The 21701-nt window shown below is 29.7% G+C and carries 15 protein-coding genes and 1 tRNA gene; 8 read left to right on the top strand and 8 right to left on the bottom strand.

The window, feature by feature from the left end; genetic code table 11:
• The first annotated feature begins 109 nt into the window (after window positions 1–109).
• From F7018_RS03430 to F7018_RS03400, 7 genes are all read left to right on the top strand, one after another.
• Window positions 110–613, top strand: a complete 504-nt coding sequence (locus F7018_RS03430) for a hypothetical protein (RefSeq protein ID WP_150898595.1) — start codon at window positions 110–112, stop codon at window positions 611–613.
• A 159-nt stretch (window positions 614–772) separates the two neighbouring features.
• A complete protein-coding gene (locus tag F7018_RS03425; RefSeq protein ID WP_150898594.1) occupies window positions 773–1135 on the top strand; it encodes a hypothetical protein in 363 nt (120 codons plus the stop codon).
• A gap of 128 nt (window positions 1136–1263) precedes the next feature.
• Window positions 1264–1869 (top strand): hypothetical protein, encoded by a 606-nt coding sequence (locus F7018_RS03420; RefSeq protein ID WP_150898593.1) that lies wholly within the window; start codon window positions 1264–1266, stop codon window positions 1867–1869.
• Window positions 1870–2035: 166 nt separating this feature from the next.
• A tRNA-Lys gene (locus F7018_RS03415) sits at window positions 2036–2108 on the top strand.
• A 120-nt stretch (window positions 2109–2228) separates the two neighbouring features.
• Window positions 2229–3023 carry a carboxypeptidase-like regulatory domain-containing protein gene (locus tag F7018_RS03410; protein WP_150898592.1) on the top strand — a complete coding sequence of 265 codons (795 nt, stop codon included), beginning with the start codon at window positions 2229–2231 and terminating at the stop codon, window positions 3021–3023.
• Between the two features lie 104 nt (window positions 3024–3127).
• Window positions 3128–6823, top strand: coding sequence for a phosphoribosylformylglycinamidine synthase (purL, locus tag F7018_RS03405; protein WP_150898591.1), 3696 nt, complete (start codon window positions 3128–3130; stop codon window positions 6821–6823).
• A 191-nt stretch (window positions 6824–7014) separates the two neighbouring features.
• Window positions 7015–8424 carry a cytochrome P450 gene (locus F7018_RS03400; RefSeq protein ID WP_175578628.1) on the top strand — a complete coding sequence of 470 codons (1410 nt, stop codon included), beginning with the start codon at window positions 7015–7017 and terminating at the stop codon, window positions 8422–8424.
• On the opposite strand, the gene F7018_RS03395 is transcribed toward F7018_RS03400, so the two are convergent.
• From F7018_RS03395 to F7018_RS03360, 8 genes are all read right to left on the bottom strand, one after another.
• Window positions 8419–9663, bottom strand: a complete 1245-nt coding sequence (locus F7018_RS03395; RefSeq protein WP_150898589.1) for an Hsp70 family protein — start codon at window positions 9661–9663, stop codon at window positions 8419–8421. The two genes, F7018_RS03400 and F7018_RS03395, sit on opposite strands and share 6 nt — an antisense overlap.
• Before the next feature lie 126 nt (window positions 9664–9789).
• Window positions 9790–10557, bottom strand: coding sequence for a GIN domain-containing protein (locus F7018_RS03390; protein ID WP_150898588.1), 768 nt, complete (start codon window positions 10555–10557; stop codon window positions 9790–9792).
• The gene (locus tag F7018_RS03385; RefSeq protein ID WP_150898587.1) at window positions 10550–12961 is read right to left on the bottom strand and encodes an ABC transporter permease; all 2412 of its coding nucleotides are present in this window, start codon (window positions 12959–12961) and stop codon (window positions 10550–10552) included. Before F7018_RS03385 ends, F7018_RS03390 begins: the two co-directional genes overlap by 8 nt.
• A gap of 1 nt (window position 12962) precedes the next feature.
• Window positions 12963–15374, bottom strand: coding sequence for an ABC transporter permease (locus tag F7018_RS03380; RefSeq protein WP_150898586.1), 2412 nt, complete (start codon window positions 15372–15374; stop codon window positions 12963–12965).
• 1 nt (window position 15375) lies between these two features.
• Window positions 15376–17793, bottom strand: a complete 2418-nt coding sequence (locus F7018_RS03375) for an ABC transporter permease (RefSeq protein WP_150898585.1) — start codon at window positions 17791–17793, stop codon at window positions 15376–15378.
• A gap of 11 nt (window positions 17794–17804) precedes the next feature.
• Window positions 17805–18506, bottom strand: a complete 702-nt coding sequence (locus tag F7018_RS03370) for an ABC transporter ATP-binding protein (RefSeq protein ID WP_150898584.1) — start codon at window positions 18504–18506, stop codon at window positions 17805–17807.
• Between the two features lie 11 nt (window positions 18507–18517).
• Window positions 18518–18910 carry a hypothetical protein gene (locus F7018_RS03365; protein WP_150898583.1) on the bottom strand — a complete coding sequence of 131 codons (393 nt, stop codon included), beginning with the start codon at window positions 18908–18910 and terminating at the stop codon, window positions 18518–18520.
• Window positions 18911–18914: 4 nt separating this feature from the next.
• A complete protein-coding gene (locus F7018_RS03360; RefSeq protein ID WP_150898582.1) occupies window positions 18915–20162 on the bottom strand; it encodes an efflux RND transporter periplasmic adaptor subunit in 1248 nt (415 codons plus the stop codon).
• Between the two features lie 167 nt (window positions 20163–20329).
• Here F7018_RS03360 and F7018_RS03355 point away from each other — a divergent pair, with 167 nt between their 5' ends.
• Window positions 20330–21700 (top strand): sigma-54-dependent transcriptional regulator, encoded by a 1371-nt coding sequence (locus F7018_RS03355; RefSeq protein ID WP_150898581.1) that lies wholly within the window; start codon window positions 20330–20332, stop codon window positions 21698–21700.
• Window position 21701: the final 1 nt, after the last annotated feature.

The raw sequence follows: 21701 nt of genomic DNA, 5'->3' as shown, positions 1-21701 counted from the left end.
GAAGTACTTATAATTTTAATCAATAAACATTTCTATCATTTAATACAAAACCTTGGAGTAAAAATGTAAGCAAATACTTCTTATTCTAATTATGAAAAATGAGGAAATAATGAATGCAAATAAATTATTATATATAATTTTCTTTTATTCAGTTTTTACATTTTCTCAAAATAAAGAAGACGTATATTTTATCATGAATAATAAGAAAAGTAATAAGTATCTAATTATTGGAGAATTAGATGTATTAACTAACTACATTACTGTTTATAATAAAAAAGAATATGATTATCATCAAAAAAAGGTAAAAGAAGCTAAAGAAAAAGGAACTTTTGAATGGGATGCAGAAGGTGGTAGAGATAACTTAAATATTCATGTCACTAAATTAACCTTCGTAATTTTATCAAAGAAAAAAATAACGATAGAACCCTGTAAATTTTATCAGCTTAAAATTGTAAATTATAATTGGCTCTTAACAGAAGGATGGAAACAAATTAATGGAAAAGAACCTGACACAGGTAAACCTCTAAGTTTTAAAGATATTTATTTTTTATATAAAATAGATAAAAATAAATATATATCATATAAAGTAGGTGTTACTACAGTTGCATACTAATATTACTTCTTAAAAATATTTAATTCTCAAAACAACAAGTGATTATCCTTATATAAAAACAGGTAAAACACCTATGTAATCTTAAGGTTTTTACCTGAGATAGTTTCAAATTATATGATAGATTTAAGTAGATAACAATAATTTAAAACCCTTCAGATTATGAGTAACAATCCAGAAACCGTAGCAGTAGCAGCAAACTCAAGTACAAACAAAAAATACAGCTCAGGGAAGTCTCCTTCAGTAGCTTCTAATAGTAAAAATGTAGTGATTGAAGTACACGAAACTTCAAATATTGCTACCAACACGTTATATTATAAAGTAGGAATTATAGAAAATGATAAGATTTCTTGGGGAAAAGACCATTCATTTGACAAAGGCTTTAATCCCTCTGTAGCTATTAATGATGAAGGTATGGTGACTACAGTACATGAAACAACCAACACTGTAACATCTTCATTGTATTACCGTTTAGGAAAAGTGGATACTAATAAAAAAGAAATTAATTGGAGCACCGATTTATAAATAGTTTCTGACATGAATATATTAAACCCGCTCATTATTGAGTGGGTTTTAATTTATTTTCAATTACTTCTCTCCTATTTTCATTCTTAGTAAATACTTTGTATTTTCATTTTTAAAAATTGTATTTGATGAAAATGAAGCTTAAAATATTATTATTGATATCAGTAATCATAATATCTTGTAAAACGAAAAGTAGTGAAGTAATTATTAGTAATACTGATAAAGCAAGAATATTGAATGAGATATTGTCTGATACAACAGATTTAAAATTAATACCATACCAAAGAGTATTTATTTCTGACTTTAACTTTTTACCTCAATTACCTTATATGATTGAAAAAGAAGATGAAATTGAAACGGTTAGTTATCTTAAATATCTTTCACATAACCTTAAAGAAAAGGATACTCTATTTCTTAAAAAGCAAATTGAGAAAAACAAAACATTTGATTTAAAAATGTTAGCTAAGTATAATTACCAAATTCTCAATACTTCTGAACTTCTTAAAGAGGGAGTTACTCATGATTCTTTAAGTAAAATAGTACATGAAAGGATGACACCTTTAGAAAGACTACATAACGAAAGTTATTTTTTAATTGATAAACCTATTTTTAACAAAAAAATGAATAGAGTATGTTTTGGTATTCATAGAAGATCTTCTGGAGAAGATTTTGTTTTTGAAAAAATAAATGGGAAATGGAAAAAGATAGGTTTAATATCTACTTGGGCAATTTAAACCCATAAAAATTTCTAAAAAAAATAAAACATACCTTTTTGAAAACCAAATAGATAAAATAACACACAAAAATAATTGCAAAATAAATACAATTTTTTGTCATTTTTTTTTGTGTATTTAAAGAACCGTTGTATATTTGCAACCGCTTTTAGGAAAGCAATTAAATGACCGGGTAGCTCAGTTGGTAGAGCATCTCCCTTTTAAGGAGAGGGTCCTGGGTTCGAGCCCCAGCCCGGTCACTAAAAAAGTTAAGCATTTGCTTAGCTTTTTTTGTTTTTACATCTTTCTTCTCCTCTCCTAAACCATCAATTTCACAGTTTATTAACTAGTTTCATTGCAATTATTCTTATTATTGCAACATGCAAAATAAATATACTTTTTTAACCCTCTTATTATTTATTTCGTTTTTAGGTTTTTCCCAAGAACAGAAATTAAAAGGTCAGATAATTCATGCTGAAACTAAAAAACCTTTAAGTGCAGCACACGTATTAAACTTAAATTCGGTTGTAGGAACCATTACCAATGAAAAAGGGCTATTTGAATTAACTTCAAAAGCAAACGATACCATTTTAGTGTCTTTTTTAGGTTTTTCTTCAATCAAACTAAAAATAACTAATGATCTTTTAAAAGGAAACGAAGTAGTAATCTCTTTAGAAGAAAAACCAGAGGAAGTAAAAGAAGTGGTAATTAAATCAACCAAACTAATTGGAGTTTTAGAAGTTGATATAAAACAAGTCCCAAAAGACAAGTTTACACGTATACATATAAACGGATTACCTCAAACATATGAAATAGGAAAACCGCAAAGAATTTCTTCTTCTCCAATAGCTAAACTATTAAATCCAGTAGATTTGGTATACAATCTCTTTGGAAAGAAACCTAAACAGCTGAGAAAGCTGAAAAAACTAAAAAAAGAAGACGATTTACGAAAAATGTTAGCAGGAAAGTTTGATAGAGAAGTAATGATGGAATATTTAGAAATGGATCGTCAAGAACTGACTAAACTTTTAGACGATTGTAATTACTCAGAGTATTTTATAAAAAAAGCAAGCGACTTACAAATGATTGAAGCTGTATTAAACTGCTACGAAAACTATAAAGCACTTAAAAAAGGGAAAATAGAACGAAATCGAATTCCTGATAAAAGAAATTAAACTATAAAAAAGCGGCAAAAAAATGCTGCTTTTTTTATGCTTTTAATTCAATCAAAAGAATTAAATTTACGCCTTTAAAACAACACACAAACACAACAAACATAATGATTCATTTCTTTGGAAACGTAAACAGTAAAGTATTTGCTGTTCAAACAACAGAAGAATTAAGTACAGAAACAGTTTCAAAACTTACTTGGTTATTTGGCAACCAACCTAAAATAAACGCGGCGTCTTTGGACGTCTTTTTTGTTGGTCCACGTGCAGCTATGATTACTCCTTGGAGTACCAATGCTGTTGAGATTACTCAAAATATGGGGATCTCAGATATTATTAGAATAGAAGAGTTTGAAGCCGTTTCTGAAGAGTTTTCAGATTTCGATCCAATGATTTCTCAAAAATTCAACGGACTTAATCAAGGTACATTTACTATTGAAATTCAACCAGAAGCTATTTTAGAGATTGACGACATTGCTGCGTACAATCAACAAGAAGGATTGGCTTTAAGTGAGGAAGAAGTTACGTATTTAGAAGAAGTATCAGAAAAAATTGGACGTAAGTTAACCGATAGTGAGGTTTTTGGGTTTTCACAAGTAAATTCAGAACACTGTCGTCATAAAATATTCAACGGAACTTTTATCATTGATGGAGAAGAAATGCCTACCTCATTGTTTAAATTGATTAAAGAAACTTCAAAACAAAATCCAAACGATATTGTTTCTGCTTATAAAGACAATGTAGCCTTTATTAAAGGGCCAAAAGTAGAGCAATTCGCACCTAAAACTGCTGACAAACCAGATTTTTACGAAACTAAAGAATTTGATTCAGTAATATCTTTAAAAGCAGAAACACACAACTTCCCTACTACTGTAGAGCCTTTTAATGGAGCTGCAACTGGTTCAGGAGGAGAAATTAGAGACCGTTTGGCTGGTGGTAAAGGTTCATTACCATTAGCAGGAACAGCGGTATACATGACTTCATATTCTCGTTTGGAAGAAGATCGTCCTTGGGAAAAGAAATTTGAAGCTAGAGATTGGTTATACCAAACACCAATGGATATTTTAATCAAAGCTTCTAATGGTGCTTCAGACTTTGGAAATAAGTTCGGACAGCCATTAATTACGGGTTCTGTACTTACTTTTGAACACAAAGAAAATTCAGCTGCAAGCGAATCAGAAGCTAGAAAATTAGCTTATGATAAAGTAATTATGCAAGCTGGTGGTATTGGATACGGAAAAGCAGAGCAAGCATTGAAAGAAACACCTAATGAAGGTGATAAAATTGTAATTCTAGGTGGTGAAAACTACAGGATTGGTATGGGTGGAGCTGCTGTTTCTTCTGCAGATACTGGAGAGTTCTCTTCTGGTATTGAATTAAATGCTGTACAACGTTCCAATCCAGAAATGCAAAAACGTGCTGCCAATGCGGTTCGTGGTATGGTAGAAAGCGATGATAACTTTATTGTTTCTATTCACGATCACGGGGCTGGTGGACACTTAAACTGTTTATCGGAATTAGTAGAAGATACAGGTGGAAAAATTGATTTAGACAAATTACCTGTAGGTGATCCTACCCTATCTGCTAAAGAGATTATTGGAAACGAATCTCAAGAGCGTATGGGATTAGTAATTGCTGAAAAACATATAGAAACCTTAGAAAAAATTGCTGAGCGTGAACGTTCTCCAATTTATACTGTAGGTGATGTTACTGGAAATAATCGTTTTACGTTTGAATCTGAAACTAAAGGTGACAAACCAATGGATTTAGCATTGGAAGATATGTTTGGTAGTTCTCCAAAAACAATTATGACTGATAAGACAGTTGTAAGAAATTATAAAAACCCTCGATACAAAACAAGAAATCTACAAATCTATTTAGAACAAGTATTACAATTAGAAGCCGTAGCTTGTAAAGATTGGTTAACTAATAAAGTAGACCGTTGTGTAGGTGGTAAAGTAGCTAAGCAACAATGCGTTGGTCCATTACAATTACCACTTAACAATGTAGGTGTAATGGCATTAGATTATAACGGAAAAGAAGGAATTGCAACTACTATTGGGCACTCTCCTATTTCAGGTTTAATTCATCCAGGAGCTGGAAGTAGAAATTCTATTGCAGAATCGTTAACTAACATTATTTGGGCACCTTTAAAAGATGGATTAACATCAGTTTCATTATCGGCAAACTGGATGTGGCCTTGTAAAAACGAAGGTGAAGATGCTCGTTTATACAAAGCTGTAAAAGCTATTTCTGACTTTTCTATCGATTTAGGTATCAATGTGCCAACAGGAAAGGATTCGCTTTCTATGAAGCAAAAATATCCTGATGGTGAAGTAATTTCTCCAGGTACCGTTATTATTTCTGCTGCAGCTAACTGTAATGAAATTTCTAAAGTTGTTGAGCCTGTATTACAAAATAACGGACAAAGTGTTTATTACATCAATGTATCACAAGATACTTATAAATTAGGAGGTAGTTCATTCAATCAAGTATTAAATACTATTGGTAGTGAAGCTCCAGATATTCAAAATACTACTTTTGTAAAAGATACTTTTAATACAATACAAGATTTAATTAAAGCCGATAAATTATCAGCTGGGCATGATATTGCTTCTGGTGGATTTATTACAACTTTATTAGAAATGTGTTTTGCTGATGTGAATTTAGGTGCCGACTTTGATTTAACATCTTTAAATGAAGAAGACTCAATAAAAGTATTGTTCTCTGAAAATGCAGGAATTGTTTTCCAAGCAGATGCAAGTGTTGAATCTGTTTTAGCTGAAAAGAATATTGAGTTCTTTAAAATTGGTACTGCCAATAATAGCGGAACCGTAACTATTAAAAATAATGAAGATACTTTCTCTTTCAATGTTACTGAAATGAGAGATGTTTGGTATAAAACTTCATTCTTATTCGATCAAAAACAAACAGCAAATGGTTTAGCTCAAGATCGATTTGATAATTATAAAGCACAACCATTAACTTATACATTCCCTACACATTTTACAGGGAAATTAAGTGATACTGTTGGAAACGTAACAAACAGGCCTAAAGCTGCTATTATTCGTGAAAAAGGATCGAATTCAGAGCGTGAAATGGCTAATGCTATGTACTTAGCTGGCTTTGACGTAAAAGACGTACATATGACCGATTTAATCTCTGGTCGTGAAACCTTAGAAGATATCCAATTTATTGGAGCTGTTGGTGGTTTTTCTAATTCTGATGTATTAGGATCTGCTAAAGGATGGGCTGGTGCATTTTTATACAATGAAAAAGCCAATACTGCTTTAAAGAACTTCTTTAAACGTGAAGATACTTTATCCGTAGGTATTTGTAATGGTGCACAGTTATGGATGGAGTTAGATTTAATCAATCCAGATCATAAAGTACATGGAAGATTAATTCACAATGATTCGAAAAAACACGAGAGTTCATTTACTTCAGTAAAAGTTCAAAAAAATAACTCGGTAATGTTATCTTCTTTAGCAGGAACAGAGCTTGGTGTATGGATTTCACATGGTGAAGGAAAATTTAATTTACCTGAAAGTGAGTCGAATTATAATATTGTTGCTAAATATGGTTATGAAGGGTATCCTAACAACCCAAATGGGTCTGATTATAACACAGCAATGTTGTGTGATACTACTGGACGTCATCTAGTTACAATGCCTCATATTGAACGTTCTACATTCCAATGGAACTGGGCAAACTACCCTGCTGGTAGAAAAGACGAGGTCTCTCCATGGTTGGAAGCCTTTGTAAATGCTAGAAAGTGGATTGAAAACGTTAAAAATGTTAAATAAATCTTAAGTGTAACAAATGTTACAGACCCTTTCTTTAATTCACATTACTTTTGTGGCTTATTATTAATCTATATTTGAAGGGTTAGATTAACAATATAAATTTAGAGGACGCATTTATGTGTCCTCTTTCTTTTTATATATACCCATTGTTACAATTTGTATTATTATTTTTACAAAAACTAACAACTAAAATGGACACCCTCACTAAAACCATAAAGGATTTAAATACTCCAAAAGGCAGTTTTTTATTAGGAAACTTAAAAGACTTCAAGAAAAAGAATAAACACCGTATTTTAGAACAATGGGCTAAAGAACATGGTGAATTCTTTACAGTTAAATTAGGTCCCTTAAAAGCTCTTGTTTCTGCTAATGTAGATTTTAATAATACCGTTTTAAAACAAAGACCTGATACCTTCAGAAGACTCTCTAAAATTAATGAAGTCTTTATCGAAATGGGATTTCATACTGTATTTAATGCCGAAGGAGCTCATTGGAAAAAACAACGCAAACCTGTAGCTGAAGCCTTAAGTGTAAAAAAGGTAAAAGGCTACTACCCTATTATTCAAGAAAAAACTAAAAATCTAGTTTCCAAAATAGAAGGATACACTACCCAAAGTAATACTATAGATATTATAAATGACTTTATTGCCTTTACAATTGACGTAACAACAGAAATTGCTTTTGGTTATAAACTAAATACAATACATAATAAAGAGGATCGTTTTCAAAATTATTTAGAGCTAATTTTTCCAATGATTAATGAACGTATAACTGCTCCAATTCCAATGTGGCGTATTTTACCTTCAGCTAAAGATCGTTTGTTAAAAAAGTCGCTTAAAGAGATAGAAGCTATTATTTACGATTTTATTAATGAAGCTAAGGTTAGATTAGCAAACAATCCTGAATTAAAAGAAGCACCTTCTAATTTTTTAGAAGCTTTATTGGTTGAAAGCGAAAAAGAAGACACTGTTTTTGATGAAAAAACCTTGTATGGAAATGTAATAGCCATGTTATTAGCTGGTGAAGACACTACTTCTAATACTTTAGGCTGGACTTTGTATTATTTAACACAGCATCCTGAAATAGTTCAAAAAATTAGAGAAGAAGCCTCTCAATATGATGGTTTTGTTCCAGATAATTATGATGTTATTTCTAGTTTAAAATATACCAATGCTGTAATTCAAGAAGCTATTCGCTTGAAACCTACTACTCCAATGCTGTATTTTCAAGCAAATGAAGCGACTACTGTTAATAATATTGCTATTCCAAAAGACACAAGCATTATTCTGTTGAATAGCTATGCAGCTATGGAAGAAGGCTATTTTTCTAATTCTAATGATTTTGATCCCAACAGATGGTTAAAATCTGAATGTCCTTATCATAAAAACCATACTCCTAAAGCTATTAAAGCATTTGGTGGTGGTTCTAGATTATGTCCTGGTATGCATTTATCAATTATAGAAATGACAACCGCTATTTCTAGTATTTGCAAACAATTTGACCTTAGTTTAAGCGTAAAACCTGAAGATGTTGAGGAAAACTTTGCTTTTACTGTATATCCAGAAAACTTAAAAGTTCAATTTAAAAAAGCCAATTTATAGATTCGCATCTTTTTTAGCTTTTTCTAATAAACCTAAAGCTACCGAATCCATAGAGTTATTTTCTATCAGTTTTGCCTTTGAAAAAGTTTCTTTAAATAGTTGCTTTACCAAAGGTATTTTACTGGTGCCTCCAGTTAAAATAAGGTAGTCAATCGATTTTTCATTAACTCCTGCTTCTAAACAACAATCATTAGCTGTAGCTACTATTTTGCTGATAACACCATTAATTGCATCTTCTAATAAGCTTTTTGAAATTGTTAAATTGATATTAGATAAAAATTCACTACTAAACATAAGCTCTTTAGCATCTGATAGTTTTATTTTTGTTTGCTCTATTTGATTTAATAAAGAATGGGCTTTCTTATTTTCTATTAAGCTCTTTAACTGTACTACTTTTTCTTTATACTTCGCATTGTTAATCATTTTTCGAACTAAAAATTCAGTCTTTTTAGTATATAATGAGGTAGTAATCTTATTCCAGTCGGAAGCTTGTCTGTATGGCAATGCTGGTAAGGTTAATCCTTTGAATTTATCTATTGTTTTATAACCTAATTCAGGAAAAAATACTTCTAAAGCAAAGTTACTATCAATATCTGTTCCTCCTAAAGAGATTCCAGAAGTAGCTAATATGTTTAAATCTTTTTTATCTTCATTTATTCCAACCACAGTAAAATCACAAGTTCCACCTCCTAAATCGGCCACAATAGCTAAGGAATTTTTATCTATTTTCTCTTTATGATAATAAGCTGCAGCTATGGGTTCTTCTAAAAAAGAATAGTTTTTATATCCTACACTCTTTAAAATTGATTCTAACTGTGTTATTCCTGAGTTTGCCCCTTTTTCTTTTTCAGAAAGTCTAACTGGTTTTCCCACAACTACATAATCAGTTTCACCTCCTAAAAAGTCTTCAGTTTTCTCTTTTACATGTTTTAAATAGTTTACAATAATATCGTGAAAAAAGATATTGGTTCCTGGTTTTAAAGCTGTTCTTTGTTCAAAAAACTGAGTTCCAAGAATTCGTTTAAAACTTTTCATGTATCTACCATAGCCATTGTTTACATAAGTATTGGTGGCTAAATCTCCATAAATGGGCTTATCTATTGCCTCAAATGGAAAAAACACACTACTTGGTAGCGATTTATTATTGTTTTCAAAAGGAACCATAATGGTCTTTCCTCCCTTATAAACTGTACTAATTGTATTAGAAGTCCCGAAATCTAATCCACAAATATTTTGCATAACACCTAGAAAATTGAAAGACGCGCAATTTACATTAATCTTTAGTCTTTCTAAGCAAAAAAGTATTCTTTTATAAAACAAAAAACTGCCTTTTAAAGGCAGCTTTTTTCTGAACTACATAAAATATTAATCTACTTTTTTAATAGTAGATCTTCCTATAACAATTCCTTTTTTAACTGTTGCGTTTCCTTTGTATAATACTTTAGCTTCTCCATATGCAGTAACTTTCAGTCTATCTGACACATTAAGTTTAAAAGACGCTGCACCATACGAGGTTACCTTAGTTTCTTTTGTTTCTAAATTGGTTGCCATAAATTTCGCTTCTCCATAAGCTATAACTTTTAAATTGTCTACACTACCTTTATTAACTGTTACTTTACTGTTTCCATAGATAGTAAAACGTAGTTTATTAGCTTTTACATTTTCAATAGTTGTTTTTGATTCACCATACAATCGTATTTTACTCTCATTATCTGATGTTAAGTTTTTAAAAAGTACATCCTCCTCTCCTCTTATTGAAAATATTTTAACTGGTATATGTTTTACAATAATCTGTGCCTTAGTACCTCTATAAATTGGTACTTTTCTTTTACCATTGTTATACCTTACATTTTTGTTCTTTGTTACTGTTTTTGCTCCTTCTAAATAAATATGAAGTGTTTTATTTTTCAGTTCATACTTAAATTTTTCTTCGGAAACATCTAAGTTTTTTATTTCAATGCTAGATTCTTTTCCTTCAATAAATACAGTTTCTATGTGTGGACTAACTATTATTTTATTATAAGCTCCTTCTAAAGGAATTACCTTATTTTGAGCTATTAAACTGACATTCAATAAGAAAACTAGCAATAAGCTTGCAAATAAACCATTTCTCCTCATAATTATTTTATTCAAATTTTAAATATTTAATTAAATCTATCCTTGTTGCATTATAAGCCTTTACCCCTACAACCGCTAACACTAGTATAACTAATACTAAAGGAGTTATAATGTATGGAAGTATTGGCATATCTATTCTATAAACAAAATTATCTAACCAATTTTGCATTAAATAATATGCGATTGGAGTTAAAAAAACCGAAGCTATTAATGTTATTTGTAAAAAGCTTTTTACCAATTGGAACATAATTTCTTTTACTGATGCTCCTAAGGTTTTACGTATAGCTACTTCTTTTAAACGCTGCTGAATGGTTAATGTTGCTAAAGCAAATAGTCCTAACAAAGCTATAATTACCACAATTACAGATAATATTAAAAACATACTTTGTTGTTTTTTATATTTATCGTACGTTTTTGCAAACTTTTTATCTAAAAACTGATATGAAAAAGGGTATTTTGCATCTACATTTTCTTTCCAGAAGCTTTCAATTTTAGCAATGGTATTTTCTATATCACCAGATTTAATTTTAAACTGAATTGCTGGCATCCAAGACTTTGCTTCTTTATAAGTATCCCAAAGAACAAAAAACATCGGTGCTATTTTGGCATCAAATCCATCAAAATGATAATCTTTCACCATTCCAATTACCTCTAAAGACATATCATCTGACCATCCTAAACCTAATTTTTCACCAATTGGATTGTTGTAAATGCCTAGTTGCTTTGCTGCAGTTTCATTAATAATAATTTTATTAATACTATCAGAAGCAATGTTTTTAGAGAAGCTTCTTCCTTTTAATACTTTTATATTCGCAAAATCTATATAATTATAATCAACCAAATTTGAAGCCGAATTAAATCGTTTGTCATTTACCTCATGTACTAAAGAAGTTCCGTTTACAAAGCCTTCACCAGGTACAAACATACTTGCTGTAACATCGACTATATCAGGATCATTTGACAAGATTTGCTTCATTAATAAATATTTTTCAAACTCATTTTCTATACTATACACATCAACAGTTAATACTTGCTCTTTATCAAAACCTAAGTCTTTTTCAACCATATAATTAATTTGACTAGAAACTATTAACATACTGATAATAAAGAATCCAGAAATTAAAAACTGAAGCCCCAACATGATGTTTCTTGCTAAATTCCCTTTTTTATTTTTAGAAATATTTCCCTTTAAAACTTCTACTGGTTTAAAATTTGATAAGTATAAAGCGGAAATACCTCCTATTGAAATCGATATTAAAACCACACTTACCAATAAAGTTATTAATGATTTAACTTCAAAAATTGATATCTCTACTTGAATAAACTCATTAAAAAAAGGTAATGCTAACTCTACAATGATAAGAGCAAAAACAAAGGAAACTAAACCTTGTACAACAATTTCAAGTACATATTGAAATAATAAATTTGTTTTAGACAACCCCAGTGTTTTCTTTACCCCAACTTCCTTTGCTCTTTGACTAGCTGAAGCTATTGATAAGTTAATGAAATTGACACAAGATATAATGATTAACAGTATAGAAAGTCCTAACAATACCATTAACAATTGATAATTTCCTGTTCCACTAGGTCCAGCTCTATTTGCAGTACTATGTAAGTAAATTGTACTTAACTTATCTAATAAGATTCCTGGAGCATCAAACTTTTCGTCAAACTCTTCTTCTGAAACACCTTCTTGTAATGCATACTTTTTATGTACATTAACTAAAATTTGAGTCATTTTTTGCCTAACCAATTCTATATCTGCTCCTTTTGTAATTCTACAAAACAGCTCATTATTGTGATTTCCCCAATGTACCTCAAAAGGTGTATCGTATTGTATTATTAAATCAGGCTCTTGATGTGAATTTTTTGGAATCTTATAAACACAGGCAACTAAATAATCTTTACCATCAATTTTTACAGAATTTCCAGCCGCACTAGCTCCTTTAAAAATTCGTTTTGCATAGTCTACTGAAAGCGCTATGTTTTTCCTTGTTTCTGCAAACTTTTGAGTTGATCCTTCTACAATTTTAAAAGGAAAAAAATCGAAAAAATTAGGATCCGTAAAAATTGTTTTGTTATTAAACTCATTTACTTCATCATACTGTATAACTCTACTCCTATAGTAAGGTTTTACCATAACAGCATCTGTTACTTCTGGTATTTCTTTTGGATATGTAAGATACATTCCTGGATTAACAGTATACCAAACTTCACCTGATTTTGGCTTTTTTAAATTAACTCTATATACATCGTCTTTATTTGGATTCCACTGATTATAACTTTGCTCTTCATTTAAATATAAAAGCACTATTAATAATCCAGCTAATCCTAAGGTTAAACCACTTATATTTATAAAAGTGTTTAACCAGTTTTTCTTACTATTTCTATAAAATATCTTGAACCATGTTTGAAACATATTACTCGAATTTTAGATATTTAATTAAATCTACTTTGGTAGCATTGAAAGCTTTTAAACCTACAACTAAAAATACTAGTACCATTAATACAACTGGTGTTACTATATATGGTAGCAAAGGCATATTGATTCGATAGATAAAATTATCTAACCAACCTTGCATAAAGTAATAAGCCATTGGTATTAAAAAAACAGATGCTACAACTACTACTTTCATAAAACTTTTTATTAGTTGAAGTATAATTTCCTGTACACTTGCTCCTAATGTTTTACGTATAGCTACCTCTTTTAACCTCTGTTCTATGGTTAACGTAGCCGATGCAAACAATCCTAATAATGAAATGATAATTACTATTACTGTTAAAATAAAAAACAAAGTCTTTTGATTTAAATATTTCTTATACGTTTTCGCAAAACGTTTATTTAAAAAAGTAGGATTATATGGATATCCTTGCTCTACATTTTTACTCCAATAATCTTCTATAAAATTTAAAGTATTATCCAAATTATCTGGTTTAATTTTAATTTGAATTGTTGAAAGCATACTTTTCATAAAATCAAACCCATTCCAATGTAAAAAGACTGTAGGTCTTATTTTGGTATCTAAACCATCTACATTATAATCTTTCACCATACCTATAACTTTCATAGTTACATTCGAATAACCACCAAAACTAGTAGGTATTTCTTTTCCTATAGGATCGTTATATATGTTTAATGTTTTAGCTAAAGCTTCATTGATTAATATATTTTTTATGGTATCAGAAGCTATTTCTTCTTTAAAATCCCTACCTTTTAAAACCTCAATATTTAATGCTTTTAAAAAGTTATAGTCTATAGCATCTAAACTCGTTCTTACTGAAGTTCCTTTATAATCAAGCCTAGCTCCCATTCCCATACCTCCTCCAATAATTGATAGATTACTTGTAACATCTTCAATATTTGGGTGTTTAGTTAATTCTTTCTTCGCTAATAAATATTTATTATATTTTTCATCGTTTTCATTCATAGGAATCATCAAAACTTGTTCTCCATTAAAGCCTAAATCTTTATTTTCCATATAATTAACCTGCTGATTAATTATTATTGAACTAGCTAAGAAAAAACCAGAAACCAAAAACTGTATTCCTAACATTAGATTTCTTATAATAACTCCTTGCTTATTTCTAGACACATTACCTTTTAACACTTCAACTGTTTTATACTTTGATAAGTAAATTGATGGAATAACTCCTATAATAGCTGAGGCTAGTATGACAAAAAGCAAGAATTTTATCAATAAATCTATTTTATATAGCGATATTGATTTGCTCATAAAAAGATTGAATGAAGGCATGATAAGCTCTAATAACAATAGAGAAAACATAAAAGCTATTAGTCCCTGAATTACAATCTCTAACACATATTGCATTATCAATTTTGTCTTAGTAAGTCCCAACGTTTTTTTAATTCCTACTTCTTTTCCTCTTTGTGATGCTGTGGCTATAGAAAGATTGATTAAATTCACGTAAGAAATAATAATTATTAATATTGATAATGATAACATGATTAATATTAATTGATAACTACCCTTTCCTTCTGGTCCAGCATTTCCGGTTACTGTTTTTAGGCGAATATCTTCAATAGACTCTAAATAAGGTATTATTCCTTGTTTTTCTACAAACTCCTCTGGTGTAATTCCTTCCTTTTTAGAAAATGGTAGTACATAGTTTTTGTACCAAACATCTGATGCCTTTTTCTCTATATCATCTTGATTTGTTTCTTCTGCTACCTTAACAAATAAATTAACACCTAAATTCTCCCAATCTTGATCCAGCAATTCATTTTTATACTGTATTATCATATTGGGCATATAATAATGCTTTCCAACAATTTTATATACCGTAGTAACAGTAAATACTCTGTTTAAAAACTCTATCGTTTTTCCGATAGGAGATTTATTGTCAAAAAAGATACGTGCTTGTTCTTCTGATATCGCGATATTATTTCTTGCCTCACTAAACTTTTTTTGACTTCCTTCTATAATTTTAAAAGGAAAAAAATCAAAGAAATTAGCAGAACCTTTTAAAATGTTTTCAGAAAATTGATTTTTCCCATTAACCTTTACTAATTCTGAATAATACCAATTTGGACTTATATAATAATCTGATATCTCTGGGATTTCTTCTTTATAAGTAACACCTTCTACTATAGTACTATGTGCTCCTACTCCTCCATTAGACATCCTGTGAATAACTCTATAAATATTGTCCTTTTGTGGATTACTCGAATTATAGCTTTGTTCGTCATTTAAATACGCTAATACAATTAAAGCTGTAGTAAACCCTAAAGCTAATCCTAGAATATTAACAAGTACATTTAGCCAATTTTTCTTGCTATTCCTATAAAATATCTTGAACCATATTTGGAACATACTATTCAAATTTTAGGTATTTAATTAAATCTACTTTTGTTGCTTTAAAAGCTTTTAATCCTACCACTAAAAACACTAAAATCATTAATATTATTGGTGTTATTAAGTATGGTAATAAAGGCATATCAATTCGATAGACAAAATTATCTAGCCAACTTTGCATAAAATAATATGCTACTGGAATTAATATTATTGAAGCTATTAATACTATTCTCACAAAGTTTTTAATCAATTGATACATAATTTCCTGTACAGTCGCACCTAATGTTTTACGTATCGCAACTTCTTTTAACCTTTGTTGAATACTTAATGTTGCTAAAGCAAACAATCCTAAAAGTGATATTACTATTACAATTACAGTAAGAACCGTAAAAATTGTTTTTTGCTTTTGGTATTTTCGATATGTACGAGCAAAACGTTTATTTAAAAACTGATAACTAAAAGGGTATCCTTGTTCTACATTTTGCTTCCAATAATCTTCAATATCTGCAATGGTTTTTTCTATATCATTAGACTTAATTTTAAACTGAACAACCCAAAAATTTTGTTTCATCCAATCAAAAGAATTCCAATGCATCATTATAATTGGTGGTATTTTGGCATCCATTCCATATATATGATAATCTTTAACCATTCCTATAACATTTAAGTTTTTACCATCATTATCTTCAGAACTAAAACCTGTACTAATTTTCTTTCCTAGTGGATTATCGTAAATTCCAAATGCTTTGGCTAATGTTTCATTTATCAATACATTTTTAATAGTATCTGATGCCAAGTTAGCTTGTAACCCTCTACCTTTAATTACTTTCATATCTACCATATCCATGTATTCAAAATCCATTGCATTACTATTGGTTTGAACAGATAAATCTTTATATCCTACATTAGTTGAGTTGGAATTACCTCCACCAGGTAAGAAATAATTACTAGTTACAACTTCAATATTTGGATGTTTGATTAATTCTTTTTTAGCCAACAGATACTTTTTATACCTGTTTTCTGGATCGTTTAGAGAAACCGTAATTACTTGATTTCCATTATATCCTAAATCTTTATTCATCATATAATTTACTTGCTTATAAATTATTAATGAGCCAATTAAAAAGAATCCTGATATTAAAAACTGAAATCCTAACATTATACTTCTTGCAAGTCTTCCTCTTTTACTTCGTGAAATATTTCCTTTAAGGACTTCTACCGATTTGAAATTAGCCAAATAAACTGCTGGTATATTTCCAATAATGAATGATATTACAACTGCTATTATAGCTACTTGATATATAGCAGTTCCATCTGCAATTGAAATACTTTTTCGCATAAAGTCATTGAAATAAGGTAACAACAGTTCTACTAATATGACTGCTAGTACAAAGGCTATTATTCCTTGAAGAACTATTTCTAAAACAAACTGACGTGTTAAAGTCAATTTTGATAATCCTAATGTTTTTTTAACTCCAACTTCTTTAGCCCTTTGAGTTGCTGATGCTGTAGATAAATTAATAAAGTTTACACATGAAATAATAATCAATAAAATTGATAAGGTTAACATTATAAGTATTAACTGATAGTTTCCTTTTCCTTCTGGACCAGCATCTTTACCTAACGATTTTAAACGAATATCTGTTAAAGATTCTAACAATACTTTTGTTCCGTATTTTTCTTCCCATTCTTTAGTAGAAACTCCATCTATCTTCGATTGTGGTTCTACTTGGTTTGTAAACCAAACATTATCCATTTTTTCAATTAAACTATTACTCTCAGCATTTTGAGTAGTTTTAATAAATAATCCAAAAGAAAAATTACCCCAATGTCCTTTCGGTTCTTTCTCGTATTGTACTACTATTTGCGGCATGTAGTAATGTTTGCCTGTAATTTTATAAACTAAAGCTACTTTGTATACTCTTTTGTTTATTTCTACTGTTTCTCCCAAAGCCAAAGACACATTTCCAAAAAGTGCTTTTGCTTTTTCCTCTGAAAGCGCCATATGATTTCTTACTTTCTCAAAATCTTCCACACTTCCTTTTACCACTTCAAAAGGAAAAAATTCGAAAAAGTTCGGTTGCCCCATTAAGATATCTCTAGAGTATACTTTTTTTCCAGCTGCTATTAGTAAACTACTGTCATACCAATCATTAGACATGTATACAGAAGTAATTTCTGGAATTTCTTCTTTATATTTAGCTCCTTCTACAGCAGTACTACTCGTCCAAATATCACCATCAGACATTTTGTGTACTACTCTGTAAATAGATTCTTTATTAGGGTTTTTACTATTATAACCTTTTTCATCTTGAAAATAAAGTAGTACTATAAGTAAACCTGCTAATCCTAAAGTTAATCCTAAAACATTAATCAAAATGTTCAGCCAGTTTTTCTTACTGTTTCTATAAAATATTTTAAACCACGTTTGTATCATAGTAACTTTTTTTATTGAATCAAAATGTCTACTTTGTGTTCATTTTTCTTTTCTGAAACAATTTCCCCATCTTTTAATGTAACTACTCGTGATGAAAATTGAGCATCGTATGAAGAGTGCGTTACCATGATAATAGTAGCTCCACTTGCATGTAATTCTGTTAATAATTCCATGACTTCATTTCCGTTTTTACTATCTAAATTTCCTGTAGGTTCATCGGCAAGAATCAATTTTGGCTTCGTAACTAATGCTCTAGCTACCGCTACTCTTTGCTGCTGACCTCCAGATAATTGCAATGGGTAATGTTTAGCTCTATGTGCTATTCCAATACGCTCTAATATTTCATTTACTCTTTGCTTACGTTCTGATGATTTTACATTATTATAGATTAATGGTAATTCAACATTTTCATAAACTGTAAGCTCATCTATTAAATTAAAATTTTGAAAAACGAAACCTATATTTGCTTTACGTAAACTAGCTCTTTCTTTTTCTGTATAATTTGCAACTTCAGTTTCATCAAACAAATAACTTCCTCCATCAGGTGCATCTAACAAACCAATGATATTTAATAAAGTTGATTTTCCACAACCAGAAGCTCCCATTATAGAAACAAATTCTCCTTCTTTTACTTCTAAACTTAATGCGTTTAATGCTGTAGTTTCAACATCTTCAGTTCTATATACTTTAGTTAATTCTTTTATTGCTATCATTTTGTTATTTTTTATTTCCATTTTAAATCAAATTTTCCAGAAGCGTCATATCCTTTTACTTCTATTTTATAAATTCCTTTTTCTGTTATTGGAACATTTACTTCTTCAGTTCCATTTTTTATTTGTTTTGTTGAATTCCATAGTTTTTCTCCTTTAGTATCAATCAGTGAGAATTCTATAGCTCCCTTTTCTAAATTGGTATTCCAGATTAACTTTAATTCACCATCCTTTTCTATTGCTATATCTTGATATACACTACCAGAGAAATAGCTGAATGATGCATCGAGTTCTTCTTTTTCTTTTTGAATACTCCAATCTCTAGCGCTTATGTTATTATAAAATATTTTTGGTGCGCAAGAAACCATAAATATCAGTATTAAAAATATGCTTAATCTAATCATCATTTTATTATTCTTGAATATTTATTTCTTCTACATTTTTAAAATCGTCGTAATTAGAAGTAATTACCTTATCACCTTCTTTTAAACCTTCTAATACTTCATAATAAAAAGGATTCTCTCTTCCTATTTTTACATTTCGCTTAACAGCTTTGTTGTCTGAGTTTAATACAAAAACCCATTTTCCATTTGTTGAGTGATAGAACTGTCCTTTAGGTATTAACAAAGCTTTACTATTATTTGATAAAAAGACCTTACTTTTTAAAGACATTCCTCTTTTTACGTCCTTAGGTAATGAGTCTTTTTGAAATTGTAACTCTATTTGAAACTGTCCGTTAACTACTTCTGGTTGTATTTTTGAAAGTTTGATTTCATAATTTTTAGCATTGATAGCAACATTCCCTTTAATACCTTCATTCAATTTTGCAATGTAGTATTCATCTACTTTTGCCATTAACTTATAACCATCTAACACATCTACTTTTCCAATTGGTTGTCCTTGATTATAATTTTCTCCTAAAATTGGATTAAAAGAAGATAGCAATCCATCAACAGGAGCTTTAACTGTAAAGTTTTCTTTGTTCTTTCTAAGTAATTCTAAACTCTTTTGCATATTGGTTATCGAAGTATTTATCCTCAATAGTTGAGTATCTCTACTCTTTTTTTCCTCGCTAACACTTTGTTTTATAACGTTTTTTCTTTCTTTCTGAAACTGAAACTGTTGTGCTGTTTTTTGATAATCATTCTGTGCGACTACTCCTTTGTCAAAAAGTTTTTTATCTAAGTCGTGTTGTCTTTTAGCATTTTTAAAATCGTTATCAATACTTAACAGTTGTTGATCTAGTGTTAACTGCTGATTCTTAATACTAACTCTAATATTTCTTAAATTATTTATTTGTTCAATAATTGCTGTTTCTTGAGTTAAGTAATTTAATTCTGCATTTGGATTGTATACTCTAAGTAAAGGAGTTCCTTTTTTTATCATTTGTCCACTTTCAACAAAAATTTCTGATACTGAACCTCCTTGAATTACATTTACTAAAACCGATGTTTTTGGTTCTACAGTACTATTAAATAAAACAACATCTTCAAAATCTCCACTTTTTACCTCACGTATACTCATATCCATACGCTTCAAATTTATTTGGCTTTTACGTGTAAGGTTCATTAGAATTATTGCTAGTAATAACACTATTGGAGCACCCCATAAAATCATTTTTTTCTTCTTTTTATTTTTTGGCTTAATCTTCTTATCCATTATAAATTGCTTTGTTTGACCTAATTAAGACGATAAATGTGCCACAAAAAGAACAAGTACATAAAACATTAAAAATCAGTGCGTTATGTTTTTAAAACAAAAATTAAGTGTTCAAAAACGAACATTTATTTGTCCAAATTCAAACAACTATGTAATTATGTAATATTATGAGAAAAAAAGATGCAACTATTTTAATTGTAGATGACGACGATGATATTCTATTTTCGGCCAGAATAAGCTTGAAAAAATATTTTTCAGAAATTATCACTACAAACAACCCTAAGAAAATTAGTAATCATTTAACCAATGCTACTATTGATGTTGTATTACTTGATATGAACTATAGGATTGGTTTTGAGGATGGTAAAGAAGGACTGTATTGGTTAAAACAAATAAAAGAGATTAGTCCTGAAACTACGGTTATTCTAATGACGGCTTTCGGATCGGTCAATTTAGCTGTTGATGCTATAAAACAAGGTGCTACCGATTTTATTTTAAAGCCTTGGAAAACAGAAAAGCTGTATGGTGTTGTAAATGCTGGTGTTGAATTAGCTCGTTCTTTAAGAAAAACTTCTCAACTTTCTACAGTTCAAGAACAACAGGATAAAGACTTCCATAAACAAACAGAACATATTATTGGAAATTCTCCAGCGATGAAATCAGCAATGAAATTAATGCAAAAGGTAGCTCCAACCGATGCCAATATTCTAATATTAGGTGAAAACGGTACAGGTAAATACGTGTTTGCTAAGGAAATTCATTTATTATCTGAAAGAAAGAATCATCCTTTTATTCATGTTGATTTAGGTTCTTTAAACGAAAATTTATTTGAAAGTGAGTTATTTGGTTATGCAAAAGGTGCTTTTACAGGAGCTCAAAAAGATACTTTAGGGCGTTTTGAATTGGCCAAGGAAGGAACAATTTTTTTAGATGAAATAGGCAACCTCCCACTCCACTTACAAGCTAAACTATTAACTGTTATTCAGAACAGAAAAATTACACGATTAGGTGAAGGTACACAACGTGATATTGATGTAAGAATCATCTGTGCTACTAATGCTCCAATTCATGACATGGTTGAAGAACAAAGTTTTAGACAAGATTTATTGTTTAGAATTAATACCATAGAACTAAATCTACCTTCATTACGAGAAAGAAAAGATGATATTTTATTATTAGCTAATCACTTTTTGAAAAAGCTTTCTAAAAAATATAGAAAAAGTATAATTGAATTTTCAAAGGAAGCTATCAATGCTATGAAAAATTATCAGTGGCCTGGTAATATTAGAGAAATAGAACATATTATTGAACGTGCCGTGATTATTACCGATTCTAATACTATTCAATTAGAAGATTTACATTTTTCTACAAAGAAATTGAATGTATCTTTAGGTGATAATCTTAATTTAGAAGAAACTGAAAAAATGCTAATTCAACAAGCTATGAATAAGCATCAAGGTAATATTTCTAAAGCTTCAAAAGATTTAGGTTTAACAAGAGCAGCTCTTTACAGACGCTTAGAAAAATTTGGACTTTAAT

It is taken from the genome of Tenacibaculum aiptasiae (assembly GCF_008806755.1).
Taxonomy (GTDB): domain Bacteria; phylum Bacteroidota; class Bacteroidia; order Flavobacteriales; family Flavobacteriaceae; genus Polaribacter; species Polaribacter aiptasiae.
Note: the sequence above shows the minus strand (reverse complement) of the source record. Positions and strands in the feature narration are given on the sequence as shown.

What these genes read in the sequence shown, in the direction of transcription:
- F7018_RS03430 (WP_150898595.1), top strand. Translation starts at nt 110, where the DNA reads ATGAATGCAAATAAATTATTATATATAATTTTCTTTTATTCAGTTTTT.
- F7018_RS03425 (WP_150898594.1), top strand. Translation starts at nt 773, where the DNA reads ATGAGTAACAATCCAGAAACCGTAGCAGTAGCAGCAAACTCAAGTACA.
- F7018_RS03420 (WP_150898593.1), top strand. Translation starts at nt 1,264, where the DNA reads ATGAAAATGAAGCTTAAAATATTATTATTGATATCAGTAATCATAATA.
- F7018_RS03410 (WP_150898592.1), top strand. Translation starts at nt 2,229, where the DNA reads ATGCAAAATAAATATACTTTTTTAACCCTCTTATTATTTATTTCGTTT.
- purL (WP_150898591.1), top strand. Translation starts at nt 3,128, where the DNA reads ATGATTCATTTCTTTGGAAACGTAAACAGTAAAGTATTTGCTGTTCAA.
- F7018_RS03400 (WP_175578628.1), top strand. Translation starts at nt 7,015, where the DNA reads ATGGACACCCTCACTAAAACCATAAAGGATTTAAATACTCCAAAAGGC.
- F7018_RS03395 (WP_150898589.1), bottom strand. Translation starts at nt 9,663, where the DNA reads ATGCAAAATATTTGTGGATTAGATTTCGGGACTTCTAATACAATTAGT.
- F7018_RS03385 (WP_150898587.1), bottom strand. Translation starts at nt 12,961, where the DNA reads ATGTTTCAAACATGGTTCAAGATATTTTATAGAAATAGTAAGAAAAAC.
- F7018_RS03380 (WP_150898586.1), bottom strand. Translation starts at nt 15,374, where the DNA reads ATGTTCCAAATATGGTTCAAGATATTTTATAGGAATAGCAAGAAAAAT.
- F7018_RS03375 (WP_150898585.1), bottom strand. Translation starts at nt 17,793, where the DNA reads ATGATACAAACGTGGTTTAAAATATTTTATAGAAACAGTAAGAAAAAC.
- F7018_RS03370 (WP_150898584.1), bottom strand. Translation starts at nt 18,506, where the DNA reads ATGATAGCAATAAAAGAATTAACTAAAGTATATAGAACTGAAGATGTT.
- F7018_RS03365 (WP_150898583.1), bottom strand. Translation starts at nt 18,910, where the DNA reads ATGATGATTAGATTAAGCATATTTTTAATACTGATATTTATGGTTTCT.
- F7018_RS03360 (WP_150898582.1), bottom strand. Translation starts at nt 20,162, where the DNA reads ATGGATAAGAAGATTAAGCCAAAAAATAAAAAGAAGAAAAAAATGATT.
- F7018_RS03355 (WP_150898581.1), top strand. Translation starts at nt 20,330, where the DNA reads ATGAGAAAAAAAGATGCAACTATTTTAATTGTAGATGACGACGATGAT.